Source organism: Bradyrhizobium sp. HKCCYLS3077 (assembly GCF_051167555.1).
Lineage (GTDB): Bacteria > Pseudomonadota > Alphaproteobacteria > Rhizobiales > Xanthobacteraceae > Bradyrhizobium.
On the sequence record NZ_JBNPTH010000008.1, the window covers coordinates 194,488 to 208,293 of the forward strand.

Below are 13,806 nucleotides of genomic sequence, written 5' to 3' on the forward strand. Positions count from 1 at the left end.
CCGCCCCGATGGCGATGGCAGACGCCGCGATCTCAGTCTCACCCTCCCCTGGAGGGCAGGGTAATCGCATGTGTATATTCTAGACCGTCACAGCAAACGAACCCGCAAGTTAGTTACTCCGTCATGCCCGGGCTTGTCCCGGGCATCCACGTCGTTCTCAGCATGCCGGACGACGTGGATGGCCGGGACAAGCCCGGCCATGACGACGCGGAGAGAGACGAGCGCACAACCTCGAGCGTCACATGCGATTGCCCTGCCCTGGAGGGGGAGGGTGACAGCGGGGCTGATCTCGAAGCTGCGAGCTGCTGCATCAGACACGCGGCCGAGGCCTTCCATGGATGCGATTCCATGGAAACGCATCATGCTCGATACGCTCAGGCCGCGGCATCGCCGTGCAATCGCGCGCCGGTCCCGCGACAGGCACGTCTCACCAGGCGTAGCGGACGACGCCTTTGCCGGCGTAGGAGCGCGTGACGTTCGAGTACTCGCTCTCGAAGGTCACGCCCGCCGCCCAGCCGTTCGTCCATTTCAGCTCCGCGGACGCGCTGCTCAGCGCGGCTTCGCTCGCCTGCGCCGCCCCGTTGACGACGAAGCTCGCGGCGGGCAAGGCCTGGAAGGTCGCGGCGGCCGTGCGGTTCGGATTGAAATCGTGCGCCCATGCGGTTCGGCCGCGCAGGGTCAGCACGGCGTCCTGCATGGCGTAGGACTTGTCAGTCCGGAGCCCGAGCTCGGTGCGCGTGTCGGTGGATGTCCGGGCGGCATAGGCAAGCGCGAATGCCCCGCTGCCGGAGACCGTGCGCTCCGCATAGCCCGGCAGGTCGAGCGCGGTCACCTGGACCGCGCCGTAGGGCGTGAGGCCGATCCAGGGCGCGACGAAGCGGCTGCCGAGTTCGACGCGGCCGGAATAGGCGTTGGCGTTGAACGCGGCACTCAGGTGATCGGTGCCGGCCGTCGTGACGATGCGATCGGTCGTGATCGACTGCCAGCCATAGGCCGCCGTCGCAGCGACATAGGCGGGGCCTTGCACGTGACGCAGATAGGCACCCGCCTGGAACAGGTCGGAACGACCCCAGCCCTGGCCGCTGACGTCGAAATTGGTGCCGCCGCCAGCGAGCGCGAAACCGATCAGCGTATTCGGAGAGATCTGATAGTCGGCGCCCACGGCCGTGCCGTAGAGCCTGCTCGTCGTGTTGGTCGAGCCGGCGGCCGCGTTGCCGTCGGTTGTCTGCGATCCGCCAAAGCCGGAGGCCCACATGCCGAAGCGCGGGGCGAAGGCTGCCGCCGGCGCCTTGGTCGCCATCGCGAAGGCATCACCGCGCCGGCGCGCCGCATAGGCGCTGGCGCGATCGTCTTCCTCCGCATAGCCCGTGGCTCCGCCCGGAGCCGCCGCTGAGCTGCTGCGCTGCGGGTCGGTCAACAGGCCCATGAACTGTCCCATCGCGCCGAAGGTCGTCTGCTGCGGCGACGCGCCGAGTTGGCCGGCCGCCTGCGTGAGGCCGGCCGGTGTCAGGGATGCATAGGCCGCGGAAATTCCGCCGGCCGCATTGAACGCGTTGGTCAGGGCGTTGCCGGCGGCACGCTGGTTGGCGTTCAGGCCCGCGATGCCGGCATAGCCCAGCGCGACGTTCAGATAGACGTGGTTGGCGTCGTAGCTGAGCGAGCGCGTGAGCGTGGTCGAATTCGCGTTGACGATCGGCGCGAAACTCCCGGAGACGCCGCCGCTCGCGGTGAGGATGGTGTAGGTCTTGGCGACATAGCTGCCCGGCGCGAAGGTGACGTTGACGGTCGCGCCGCCGAGGGTCGCGGTGCCGCTGACATTCGTCGTGGACGCCGTCGCGGGCGAGACCTGCACCAGATAGATCGCCCCCGATTGAAAGGCGAGGCTGCCCGAGACGCCGAGTGACGTGCCGGGGGTACCGTTGCCGGGCGAAAGGATGCCGCCGCTCGCCACCGTCGTGCGGCCGATGCTGCCGGTGCCGCTCAGCGTGCCGCCCGAATTCACGGTGAGATTGCCGGCAGATGCAAGATTGCCGTCGACGCGCAGCGTGCCTGCATTGACATTGACGGCGCCGGTGTAGGTGCTGGTGCCGGTCAGGGTCCAGGAGGAGTCACCGACCTTGTTGAAGGTCGAGATGCTGCGATACTGCGCGGCATCACCAAGCTGCGAAATGTCAAAGGTTGCATTGCCGCTGCCGCCGAGTTGCAGCGCGTTGTTGGTGCTGCCGCCCACCAGGCCGTTGATGACCGAGCCAGGCAGCAGCGTCAGCGTGTTGCCCGGACCAAAGAAGCTGATTCCGCCGTTGATCGTGCCGGCGTTGACGATCGAGGAGCCGGAGGCGGAAATGCCATAGACGCCGCCGGTGATCGTGCCGTCATTGTAGATCAGTGAGTTGCTGCCGAGGAAGACGGCTCCCCCTGGACTGCTGATCGTGCCGGAATTGAGAACCGCCAGGACGCCGTTGCCGCCGCCGACGCCTAGATTCGTTCCGGTGATGAGGCCTCCGACGAGATTCGTGACGGTCCCAGAGCCGAAGGGACTGACGAAACCCGCCGCGCCGGAAATGGTGCCGGAGTTGACGATGATGAAGGACGAATAGGCCTCGATGGCGTTGTTGTTTCCGGTGATCGTGGCGCCGGCTGCATTCGAGATCGCAAGATTGTAGCCCTGGACGCCGTTCAAGCCGGTGCCGGTGATCGTCCCTGAATTGAGGATGCTGCCGTCGTGAATGTTCAGTCCGGCGTTCGATCCGGTCACGTTCGCTCCGACCGCGATAGTGAGGGAGACGCCCGTCTCGACGCCGGTGCCATAGCCGAAGGTGCTGGCGCTCGTTCCGGGAGCGCCTGCGCCCTGGTTGGTGGTCGTGCCGGTGCACGACGCCGTGACGTTGTCGGCGGCGGCGGGCGTACAGTCTGCGTTGGCGGCAGCGGTGCCGAGCGTCAGCAGAGCAAGCCCGAGGGCCAACGCTGAGACGCTGCTCTCGTAGGGAAGCCGGCGGCGAGGTGGGCTCAGTTCACTCAACGCACGGACGTGCCCATCGACTTGCAATCCAGCCCTCATGTCCCGCCCCATGCACGCAACGACAACAATAGTTCCCGATGGAACCTTATCACCGGAAACGTGCAGTCGCTGAGAGAAATGGTATGAAGTAACCAGACACGCTTGAGATGTTGCCGGCTTGCTACATGGATTGTAGCGGGATTAGGTGCGTCCACGGGTTGTGGGGGTGATGCTGAATCAGCTGGGCTGATGCCATGATCAAGGGCTGTGATCAGAGGCCGCGATCAGAGCCGCATGTGCGCATGAACGACGGTGCCGCGCTCGGTGTCTCCCTTTGGTTGAGGTCAGCTGCAGCCGCCGCAGCCACCGCCGCCGCCACCTCCACCTCCGCAACCACCACCGCCGCAGCCACCGCCACTGCTGCTGAGCGCCTTGGATGTCGCGAGCACCGAGGCGTAAGCGGTGCCGGACAGCACCGCTGCGCCGGTCAGTGCGACCGCCAGAAGCAGTTCGTGCTCGCGCGGAGCGCGGGCCGCTCGCGCATGCGTCGTCTGATAGCTCCGCAGCACCGCGCTGCCGGCGTGCGTGCGGGTCGGCGCCCGTGCGAGCATGGCCGTGCCCAGCACCGTGGCAAAGATCAGCATCATCAGAAAGCCGACGTCATGATGCCGCGAAACGCCGACGAGGACCTTGATCAGTCCGAACAGGACGAGCGCGCCGACGAAGGGCAACACGGACTTGCGGAATGCCGCCATCTGGCCGTTGGTCGGCGCATAGCCAAGCGTCTCCAGCCGCGTCTGGATGCGCGATGTGAGCGGCGCCAGCGCCTCCTGGAATTCCTGCCGTGTCATGTCCGGGTGCAGCGCAAGCCGCGGTGGACGATCCATCAGCGCTGCCAGCGGCGCCTGGTCGGTCACCGTGATCTTGTGATCGCGGGCCGTGAACGTGGCCGTGCCGTTCGCTGCGAAGCCGAGCAGGACGGTGTCGCCGAGACGTGGCGCGCCGCCGGCGAGATAGGCCAGCTCCAGCTCGCTCAAGGACGGCCGGGCGCTGACCGACGCCGGTCCGATCGTGCCGCGAAGCGCCAAGCCCTTGAGGAAAACAATGGCACCGAGAACGATATAGAGAAGCAGGAATGGGCCGGCCGTCCAGTCGAACGGATTGAGCGCCATAATCATCTCCTGAACAGCCGCCGCAGCCATGCGCGGGGCCGCGGCAGGACAAGCCAATAAGTGAGGTCGGTGACGTGATAGCGCGGTCCGGCGAAACGGATATGTGTCGCCGGCCACAGATCGGGGCTGGGCGGCCCGAAGAAGCGTTCGTGCAGCGCCAGCGTCTCGGCATATTGCCGGCGGTAGGTCATCTGTGCCTCCGGTCCGCCGGGCGTCGGATCGTGATGCAGCGGGGCCTGCAGCCGCTCGCCGCACCAGGTCGTCCAATAGTCGCGCGAGTAGATCAGATGCTGGTGCCAGACCTCGTCGACCACCTCGCTCGGCGTCACTGGCTTGGGCGAGACCATCGCGAGGAAGCAGAAGCGCCGGTAGGCGTCGACCGCGGCCCGGGCGTCATCGAGGCTCCAGCCGTGATCGCGCGCCAAACGTTGGGTGAAGTTGAACGGCGTAGCCGGCTCGAAATCATGCGCGGCGATGCGCCGCCATAACTCCTGTCGCGCAGGTGTCCAGTCCGGCTCATTGGCCCGGACGTCGACCTTGAGCTGCGCGCGCTGTACCGAAGGCTCCCGTAGATCGTGCACAGCGGCATTATAACACAAGTCGAGATGAGTTCCAGTAGGGCCACCTCTTGACGGGGGAACCATCACCGCCGGTATTGGGCGATGATGTCGTCAGGGCCTTGGCTGCAATCTGACCGCGCCAGGAGGCCGGCCATCAGCTCGGGGAACTGGTGCGGCGTGCCGGCGAATACCGGACAGCCGAGCGGGCCGAGGATCGCGAGCTTAGACACAAGGTTGTTCATCCTGTCCTATCATGGAGTTTTTCCCGGCCAGTCATGGGTCTCGTACACGCCCCGTGCTCTCGATCGACGCGACGGACAGAGACAACGACATCGTGAACGAATTTGCGCAGCGAAGTAGTTCAGCGTGTGAGTTCCATGGCGTGCCGGCGTTCGTCGTAAGGCTGCGGTAAGGCGGGCACGCTAGTTTTCTCAAGTCCTCGTGATCGTCGCGGAGTATCGACGCTATCGACCGCGTGTGAAGGCGAGCAATCCCTCGTCATCGCGATGCTGCATTCGATTGCAAGGACATGGACTGCTGCCGCGGAATTTGAATCGTCCGATCAGGTCGGCTCATTGCCACCCGCGGTATCGTTCATCATGAGCTGGCACCGCATGGCTTCGAACGTCAAAGGTCCAGTCGGCAGGCCGTTCGGATTGTGTACCAGCCCCACACATCCGGACGGCCTGCAATGATGGACCATGCTCCATCCGATCGCCTGCCTGTTGTCCTGCCCGGCACGCGGCGATCACTCATCACCTCGGCACTGCTCCCAGCTTCAGCGCGTGACCAGCAACGCCACCACCCCCCGTGTACATCCGAGCCATCCGAGTAGCCGAGATTGCACGACGAACTCGCGCTTGATGAAGGAACCCGAGCGAGCGGCCGCGTCCTCCGCGGCCGCGATGCAATCAGGCTGATCCTGGAAGCACAGCGAAACCCTGCCGTAATCGTCGTTTGAATGTCCGGCCTGATCCGCTGCGCCGCTGCCGTAAACCGGGTGGTCAGGGCTGTAAAAGGCCGTCGCGAGCGCAAGACTTTCCGTGCCGTCGACCCGGGCGAGCGGCCGCCCTGTCCATTCTCGCCACTGCCGTGTCGCCTCGTTCGCGACCTCTTGGTAGTACGTGCGCCCTTCCTCATAGCCGTGCGTGTTGCGGTAGAGCGCGTGCAGCGGTGCCCCGACGAGGGCGGCTGCAACCGCGATGGCCGCCGTGAGCACCGTCATGTTGACCGTGTGGAAGCGCTCGACCGGATAGCTCGCGCCGCATACGGCGACCACCACGAACAGGAACAGTCCCTGAAGCGCCCACAGCGAGGGCAGGTCGGTGCCCATGATCAGCGCGTTGGCGACGGGCAGGCAGACCGTGCCGATGGCGATGTAGGCCAGCAGCCGCAGACCGTCGTTCAGCCCGGACATCTCGGCTGCGAAGCGGCGGATCCTCGGGCCGGCGACGACGATCCAGGTCACGGCCGCAACCGCCATCGCCGCCAGCAGGCCCAGCACGAAGAAAAGCGCATCCCGCAGCGACGTCGCGAGGTCGGACCTCGCATGCGCCAGCGCATGCTGGATGGGCATGGCATCATGGGCCATCAACCAGTCGAGATGCATCGACAGCGCAGCGAGGCCCACGACGGTCGAAATCCAGGGCGAGGCCGATGTGAAGTAGGCGCGGCGTTGCGGATGCGCCGCGGCGGCGAGCGCGAAGCTCGCCAACAGGAAGACCGAATAGTACTTTCCGAGCACCGTGAGCGCGGCGGTGAGACCGGCTGCGGCCGCCCAGGGCAGCGTCCGCGTTTCGAAGGCGCGCAGGAAGCAGTAGGTCGCCAGCGGCCAGGTCGCGAGCTGCACCGAGTTGGCGTTGAAGCGCTGTGCGTGAAACTGATAGGCCGGCGTCAGCATCAGCAGCAGCAGGACGATGACCCGCTTGTCGCCGGCGGCGAAGCGCCGCGTCACCAGGTCGACGCACCACAGCGCCAGCGCGGCATTGGTCATCGCCATCAGGTGGAATGATCCGTCGGAGGCCGGAAACACGCTCGACCAGGCTCCGGCGATCCAGCCCATCAGGGGCGGGTGCTTGACGTTGCCCCAGCTGAACTGCCGGCCGAAGCTCCAGGTCTCCAGCACGTCGGGATGCAGCCCGGCGCCGGCATAGGCGATGCACAGATAGATCGTCCAGACGATGACGAAGCAGGCCAGCAGCAGCGGCACGGCCCAGCCGGCCTCGATGCCGTCGAGCCAGCGCAGAAAGGGACGGCGCCAGGACGCCGGATGGCCGGCGGACCGGTCGGCGAGAGCCGAAAACGCAAATGCATGAAACATGTCGGATTGAACGAAAGAGGGCGGGGCGTAGGCGAAGCAGATGTTGTCGCGCGGCCGATGTCTGCGCCCGGACGATTACGCCAAGCTGACGTTCCGCTGTTGTGCTGATGGGGCCGGCGCCGCACGGATGTCCGTCACGTCATACGACGGTAACCGCTCCGGACGAGAAGCGCCGCGCTCGTTAACCGAGGATGTCGCGGGGCGCAGGAATGATGCCCGCCGAGACGTGGGAGGATTGCCCGCGCGGCCGCTGCAGCTCGATCCGGCGCGAGGCTCTCGATCCGCTGGCTGCAACTAAACGACGCCGTAAAGAGAGGCGACAATCACAGCGGAATTCGTCGCGCCGCAACCTGGCTGCATGGAGCTCTTGAACGTGGCACGTATCAGCATGGCGTGAGTGAACATGAACGAACCGGCCGGCAGAATAGAGAAATTCTACCATTCATTCGTGCGGAAGGTACCAGAGCGCCGACGACGTAATTCTATTGTAATCCGTTCGTAATGATAGCAACACGCGGAAACGATGTTGCAGGAGACGAGCGTGCGCGTTCTGGTCGTTGAGGATGATCCCCAGCTGGGGCTCTGGCTGCGGGATGCGCTCGCGACGGCGTTCGGCTCGTCGGACGTGGTGACCACGCTCGACGAAGGGCGTGCCGCCCTCGCCGTGCGGAATTTCGAGCTGGTGGTGATCGACCGCAGTCTTCCCGATGGCGACGGGTTGGCGCTGCTGCGCGATTTGCGGCAGCAGAAGCCGCGTCCGGCGACGGTCGTGCTCACCGCGCTGGACGATCCCGCCGACGTCGCGCGCGCGCTCGACGAAGGCGCCGACGACTACGTCACCAAGCCGTTCGAGCCGATCGAGCTGGTGGCCCGCGCGCGCGCCGTGCTGCGGCGGCTCTTCCTGGACCGCGGCGCGATGGTCTCGATCGCCAATCTCAGCTACGACATCGTCAATCGCGCCGTGTGCGTCGACGAGGCGCCGATCGTGGTGCCGCGGCGCGAGCTCGCGATCCTCGAGGCGCTGGTCCGCGGCAGCGGCCGGGTGGTGCTGCGCGAGACGCTGGAATCCGCGGCCTATGGTTTCGAGGACGATATCCAGTCGAATGCGATCGAGGCCCATGTCTCGCGGCTGCGCCGCCGCCTGCGCGAGGCGAGCTGCAAGGCGACGATCCGGCCCGTGCGCGGCCTCGGCTATCTCCTGAGCGGCGAGTGAGCGATGTGCTACTGGCAGAAGCTCTCACGTGTCCGACGTTCGATCACGCTGCTCTCGGCGACGCTGATCGGCGCGCTCAGCACCATCATGCTGATCTGCGCCGCCGCGTTGCTGATCAGGTTCGGCGGCGACGATGACGGCACCTGGGGCGCCGCCGACGTCGCCGATGCGTTGAAGGAGGCGGTGGCGCGCGATGCCGGCGGCCAGCTCCAGGTCAAGCAGACGGCCCGCCTCGACAAGATCATGCAGGACTTCCCGTCGTTCTGGTACGTCGTCTCGGACAAGAGCGGCGAGGTCAGCTACGGCTCGATCCCGCCATGGCGGCCGAACAAGAATCCGACTGCGCAGGACCGCACCAGCTTCCTGGCCTATGCGATCGACGGCGAGACGCGCCGCCTGAAGCGGATGACCGCCGTGCGCAATACGCCGGTCGGCGAGGTCTGGATCGAGACCGGCGGCGTTGCCTACACCTCGACGCAGCTGATGCTCGGCACCCTCACCGATGCCACCATCGTCGCGCTGCCGATCATCCTGGTCCTGGTCGCGACGGTGGCCGCGGCGCTCTTGTTCGTGCCGACGCTGATCGCCCGCCCAGTCCGGGCGGTGGCGCGCGCCGCCGAGCTGATCGACGGCGTGCCCGACGGCCGCAGGCTGCCCGAGCGCGACGCGCCGGCCGAGCTCTTGCCGCTGGTCACGGCGTTCAACCGCGCGCTGTCGCGCATCGATCACGCCGCCGCGGCACAGCGCAACTTCCTCTCCAACGCGGCCCATGAGCTGCGCACGCCGCTGACCAATGCGCGCACCATGCTCGAGACGATCCCCGAGCCGGCCCTGCGCGCGAAGCTCATCGCAGAGAACCAGAAGCTGTCGTCGATCGTCACCATGCTGCTGCAGCTCGCGCGCATTTCGATGGAGGAGGTCGAACTCGGCCAGATCGATCTCGTCGCGCTGGCGCGGCGGGTCACCGCCGAGCATGTGCCGATGGCGTTGACGGCCGGCCTCGAGATCGAATTTTCCGGGCTCGATTCGCCGGTCTGGATTCAGGGCTCGGAGCCCGCGATCGCGGTCGCGCTCTCCAACCTGATCAGGAACGCCGTCGCGCATGCCGGCACGGGTGGACCCATTCTGGTCGAGGTCGACGCGCCCGCGCGCCTCAGCGTGATCGATTCCGGACCCGGCCTGCCGGCGGACCGTCCGGAGCGCCTGCTGCAGCCGTTCGAGCGCGGCCAGGCGCGCGGCGAGGGCATGGGGCTCGGGCTCTCGATCGTGTCGCAGGTGATGGTGACGCATCAGGGCAGCGTCGCGCTGCGCGAGACGCCGGGGGGCGGCACCACGGTCGAGCTCAGCTTTACGCCTTCAGCGCCGCGTCAGCATGATGCCGCGGCCACGCGCCGCACGGGACAGCGGGCGATCGCCCGGCACGCCGCCCCGCTGCCGCGATCGATCTGAGCGCGTCACGTGTGCCGGCTCAGCGCGCCTCGCGGCTGCGCTGCCATTTCAGGAAGTCGCTGTACAGCTTTGCCGCCTCATCCGTCGACATCCGCGCCTGGGCCTTGCGCTCGTCGATGAATTTGCGGAATTCCGCCGGGCTGCCCTCCGGCGCCGGCGACTGCATGGCACGGGCGCCCTCCAGCCATTCCTGCGCCGCCTTGAAGCGGACCAGTCCCTGCACCGGCGCCGACAGCACGGTGTCGCGCCATTTCGGGTGTCGCGGCGGCGATTGCAGCACCTCGATCTTGCCGAACAGCGCCTCGACGAACCGCGCGGTGCGGCGATAGCGCTCGCTGTTCTCAGGCCAATTGTAGACCATCAGCACCGTGGACGCGGCCACCGTCTCGACCTTGCTGCCGGGCGGCACCAGGTTCGGATACTCCTCCGACGAGAACGACGACGGCAGATAGACGTCCTGCAGCGCGCGGTCGTAGGGGATCGTCAGGAGATGCAGCCGGCCGCCTTCGTTCTTGATGCTCTTGATGATCGGCGCGTCCTTGGACACCGAGGCGATCCAGGCATCGCCCTGGCCGTCGATCAGCTTCTGCAAACCTCCGGTCGGGTCGGTCTGGAAATCGATGTCGGCGCGGATGCCGAGGCGGCGGAAGATCGTGCGCGCCGCCGGCAGGCCGATCGAGCGTTCGGCGAACACGCGCCGGCCGTTGAGATCCTCCAGCGACCGGATCTCGCGCCGCGCGACGATGTGGACGTCGTTGTGGAACAGCTGCGCGATGTAGCGCACGCGCTGGGCGATGTCGGGAATGTTGTATTCCGTCTTGACGAATTCCAGCGCATCGGTGGCGACGAAGCCCATGTCGATGTTCTTCAACATGATGATGTCGATGAGGTTCTGCGCCGACCCCTTGCCGAGGATCGGCAGCACCCGCAGGCTCTCGCCCTCGTCGAGCACCGCCGCCATGTCGGAGCCCATCACCGACATCGGCCCGCCGATCGGCGCGGTGATGACGGTGACGGTGCCGGAGTTCAGCGCTTCGCGCTCCGGCAGCGTGCCGACCGTGCCTGCGCCCGCGCGCTGGGCTTGCTGAGCCCAGGCGGTTTTGACCGGCAGCACGAGAGATGAAAGGACGAATACAAAGACCGATGCGCCGGCGACGGCGCGCGCAACACAACTCACCGAACGTTTCCCCGCGTCATTCAGCTTATGTGTTCAACCGTGCAGATCGATCCCGGCCTAAATTTGTCCGCGACGTGGCAGCGCGCGATATGCCGCATAATGGCCCGGCCTGCTCCTTTCCTGGGCTGGAATTGCGATCGCGGCGGGCCGTATCAGTTGCGATCATGGGCAAAGCCCGGCACCAATGGCGCCGGGCTTGCGACTACAAAGCGTGCGAGATCGCATGTCGCCGCGCAGCGTGTGGAAATGACGCGGCGTCGGCGCCACATCATGGCGAACCGGCGTGCCGCAGGCTCAGATGCTGGCGGCGTCGAGCCGGGCGACTTGATCCGCTGTCAGCGTGAGCTGCGTCGCCGCCACCAGCGTATCGACATGCTCCGGCTTGGTCGCGCTCGCGATCGGCGCGGTGACGGAGGGCTTGGCGAGCAGCCAGGCCAGCGCGACTGAGGCCTGCTGCGCGCCCGTCTCGGCAGCGACGGCATCGAGCGCCGCGAGAATGCGCATGCCACGCTCGTTCATGTATTTCGGAATGCCGCGCTGGCCGCGCGGGCTCTTGCCGAAATCCGCCTCCGACCGGTACTTGCCGGTGAGGAAGCCGGCGGCAAGCGAGAAGAAGGTGATGACGCCGACCTCGTTCTGCTCGCACACGCGCTGCAGCGCGCCTTCATAGACCGACCGCTCCGCGAGGCTGTAGTCCGGCTGCAGGCTCTCATAGCGCGGCAGGTTGTTGGCCTTGGCGACGTCGAGCGCCGCCTGCAGCCGCTCGGCCGTGAAGTTGGAGGCGCCGATGACGCGCACCTTGCCCGCCTTGATCAGTCTGTCGTAGGCGGCGAGCGTCTCCTCCTGAGGCGTGCTCTCGTCGTCCTTGTGCGACTGATAGAGATCGATGAATTCGGTCTGCAGCCGGCGCAACGAGTCTTCCACGGCTCGGGCGATGTAGTCGGCCTTCAGACCGACCTTGCCGTCGCCCATGTCCATGCCGACCTTGGTGGCGAGGATGATCTTGTCCCGATTGCCGCGCTGCTTCATCCATTTGCCGATGATGGTCTCGGACTCGCCGCCGGTGTGGCCGGGCACCCAGCGCGAATAGACGTCGGCCGTGTCGAGGAAGGTGAGTCCGGACTCGAGCACCTTGTCGAGCAGGCGGAACGACGCCGCCTCGTCGACGGTCCATCCGAACACGTTGCAGCCGAAGCAGAGGGGCGGAACGTTGAGGCCGGAGCGGCCGAGCGGGCGCATCTTCATGGGAAGCTCTCGATGGAAGGAGGATGGCTGAATCTGGCGAATGCCTGCGCCAGCTTGCCTGCTTTCGTCGCGCGTGACCAGCGCGGCAGGAGCATGGCGGAGCGGCCCGCCTGCATCCAAACCATGGCGCGGCTGCCCCGAAGAGGTTCCGTCAGCGTCAGACTTTTCTCGCACTTGCCGACGATGGTCCCCGCCTGCGAGCGCCTCGCAGCTGGAGATCCGAGGCAACGGTTGAGGAGTCCGTCTGATGAACAAGCTGACCTATGACCAGCTCGGATTGAGCTCCGATTCCCTGATGATGTCAGATCCGGCGGCAGCGGCGAAGACGACGACGCCCACGCAGGCTGCCGCGACACCGTTTACGCTCCCGGCCGGCGCGGTCTCCGATCCCGTGGTTCATGCCGACGGCTCGGAGACGGTCTCGGTGCACACCGGCGGGCTCACCTTCAACCTCACCTTCGATGCCGCCGCAGCCGCCGCGCCCGAGAGTTTTCGCGCCGGCGTCGAGCAGGCGGCGGCGATCCTGTCGTCGGCAATCACCGACGAGGCCACGATCAATCTGGCCATCGACTTCGCCGGCACCGGCGGCGGCGCCGGCGCCAATGTCAGCAACGGCGTGCTCGCCAACTACACGCAGCTCCGCACCGAGCTGCAGGATCACGCCGCGGCCGGCGACACCGTGTTCGACAATCTGCCGACCACGCGGGCCGTGCAGGGTCATTCCCAGGTGTTCGTCGCCAATGCGCAGGCCAAGGTGCTCGGCCTGATCGACCCCAATAATACGACCACGGAAGACGGCTTCGCCGTCTTCAACACCGATATCCCGACGCAGTCGCTGGTCGGCGTCGCGCTGCACGAGCTGTCGCATGCGCTCGGCCGGGTGCCGTCGCCCGGCAATCTCGACATCTTCGACCTGTTCGATTTCACCAGGGCCGGCCACAATCTGATCAACAACAACATCGCGTCCGGCCCGCCTGCCTATTTCTCGCTCGACGGCGGCGTCACCAAGATCGCCGATTACGGCCAGATGTCGGACCCGGCCGATTTCCTCAACACCGGCATCCAGGGCGCTCGCGATCCCCTCAACGAGTTCTACAATCCGACCACGTCGCAGACGCTGTCGCCGATCGACCTCGTGGTGCTGGAGACGCTCGGCTACAACATCAAGACGCCGGACACTGCGGCGCTGCTCGCCCAGATTCCCCACGCCGCCGGCGTCGCCGCGCCGCTGCAGACGCCGGCGCAGGCCGCCGCGATCGCCTCCGCCGTCGCCGCCGAGACGGCGGCGAGCCTCACCAAGCTCGGCGATGCCGCCGGCGCCGCCCAGGTGCTGGCCAACGCCCAGGCCGATGCGGCTGCACTCAATGGCACCGATGCCGGCACGACGACGCATGCCAACGGCATGATGCACGAGGCCGCGCTGCACGACCCCTACGCCAGCAACTCCCACTACGATGCGATGATGGCTCTGCATCTGCACAACATCACCGCGAACTGATCGGCGACGGAATCGACCGCTCCTCGACGATGGTGCAGGCGGCGAAATCGATCATGAAGGAGACGGTCGCATAAGCCAGACCGGCCAGCCCGAAGACGGCGAGGGCGGCGAGCAGATGCAGAGCCCAGGGTTTCACGGTCCCAGCCTCACGGACGCAATGCCTGTTGTCCCCAT

11 protein-coding genes are annotated in these 13,806 nt (G+C 66.5%); 3 read left to right on the forward strand and 8 right to left on the reverse strand.

The window, feature by feature from the left end:
• Positions 1 to 427: 427 nt before the first annotated feature.
• From ACQR0Z_RS29330 to ACQR0Z_RS29350, 5 genes are all read right to left on the reverse strand, one after another.
• Positions 428 to 2,962 carry an autotransporter outer membrane beta-barrel domain-containing protein gene (locus ACQR0Z_RS29330; RefSeq protein ID WP_434920927.1) on the reverse strand — a complete coding sequence of 845 codons (2,535 nt, stop codon included), beginning with the start codon at positions 2,960 to 2,962 and terminating at the stop codon, positions 428 to 430.
• Positions 2,963 to 3,342: 380 nt separating this feature from the next.
• The gene (locus tag ACQR0Z_RS29335; protein ID WP_434920928.1) at positions 3,343 to 4,170 is read right to left on the reverse strand and encodes a TIGR04222 domain-containing membrane protein; all 828 of its coding nucleotides are present in this window, start codon (positions 4,168 to 4,170) and stop codon (positions 3,343 to 3,345) included.
• 2 nt (positions 4,171 to 4,172) lie between these two features.
• Entirely contained in the window at positions 4,173 to 4,751 is a 579-nt protein-coding gene (locus tag ACQR0Z_RS29340) for a glycine-rich domain-containing protein (RefSeq protein WP_434861789.1), read from the reverse strand.
• A gap of 62 nt (positions 4,752 to 4,813) precedes the next feature.
• Positions 4,814 to 4,972, reverse strand: a complete 159-nt coding sequence (locus ACQR0Z_RS29345) for a hypothetical protein (protein WP_434880081.1) — start codon at positions 4,970 to 4,972, stop codon at positions 4,814 to 4,816.
• Positions 4,973 to 5,508: 536 nt separating this feature from the next.
• The gene (locus tag ACQR0Z_RS29350) at positions 5,509 to 7,050 is read right to left on the reverse strand and encodes a glycosyltransferase family 39 protein (RefSeq protein ID WP_434920929.1); all 1,542 of its coding nucleotides are present in this window, start codon (positions 7,048 to 7,050) and stop codon (positions 5,509 to 5,511) included.
• 541 nt (positions 7,051 to 7,591) lie between these two features.
• Between ACQR0Z_RS29350 and ACQR0Z_RS29355 the strand changes: the two genes are divergently transcribed.
• The gene (locus ACQR0Z_RS29355; protein WP_434861787.1) at positions 7,592 to 8,263 is read left to right on the forward strand and encodes a response regulator; all 672 of its coding nucleotides are present in this window, start codon (positions 7,592 to 7,594) and stop codon (positions 8,261 to 8,263) included.
• Positions 8,264 to 8,266: 3 nt separating this feature from the next.
• On the forward strand, positions 8,267 to 9,712 hold the full coding sequence (locus tag ACQR0Z_RS29360) for a sensor histidine kinase (RefSeq protein ID WP_434920930.1): 1,446 nt from the start codon (positions 8,267 to 8,269) through the stop codon (positions 9,710 to 9,712).
• A 19-nt stretch (positions 9,713 to 9,731) separates the two neighbouring features.
• On the opposite strand, the gene ACQR0Z_RS29365 is transcribed toward ACQR0Z_RS29360, so the two are convergent.
• Together ACQR0Z_RS29365 and ACQR0Z_RS29370 are read right to left on the reverse strand one after the other, a co-directional pair.
• Complete coding sequence (locus tag ACQR0Z_RS29365; protein WP_434861785.1) at positions 9,732 to 10,826, reverse strand: TAXI family TRAP transporter solute-binding subunit; 1,095 nt, start codon at positions 10,824 to 10,826, stop codon at positions 9,732 to 9,734.
• 357 nt (positions 10,827 to 11,183) lie between these two features.
• Positions 11,184 to 12,134: an aldo/keto reductase gene (locus ACQR0Z_RS29370; RefSeq protein WP_434920931.1), complete on the reverse strand. Its 951-nt coding sequence runs from the start codon at positions 12,132 to 12,134 to the stop codon at positions 11,184 to 11,186.
• A gap of 247 nt (positions 12,135 to 12,381) precedes the next feature.
• Between ACQR0Z_RS29370 and ACQR0Z_RS29375 the strand changes: the two genes are divergently transcribed.
• Positions 12,382 to 13,632, forward strand: coding sequence for an NF038122 family metalloprotease (locus ACQR0Z_RS29375; RefSeq protein ID WP_434880077.1), 1,251 nt, complete (start codon positions 12,382 to 12,384; stop codon positions 13,630 to 13,632).
• On the opposite strand, the gene ACQR0Z_RS29380 is transcribed toward ACQR0Z_RS29375, so the two are convergent.
• Positions 13,619 to 13,768: a hypothetical protein gene (locus tag ACQR0Z_RS29380; protein WP_434920932.1), complete on the reverse strand. Its 150-nt coding sequence runs from the start codon at positions 13,766 to 13,768 to the stop codon at positions 13,619 to 13,621. The two genes, ACQR0Z_RS29375 and ACQR0Z_RS29380, sit on opposite strands and share 14 nt — an antisense overlap.
• Between the last annotated feature and the right edge of the window lie 38 nt (positions 13,769 to 13,806).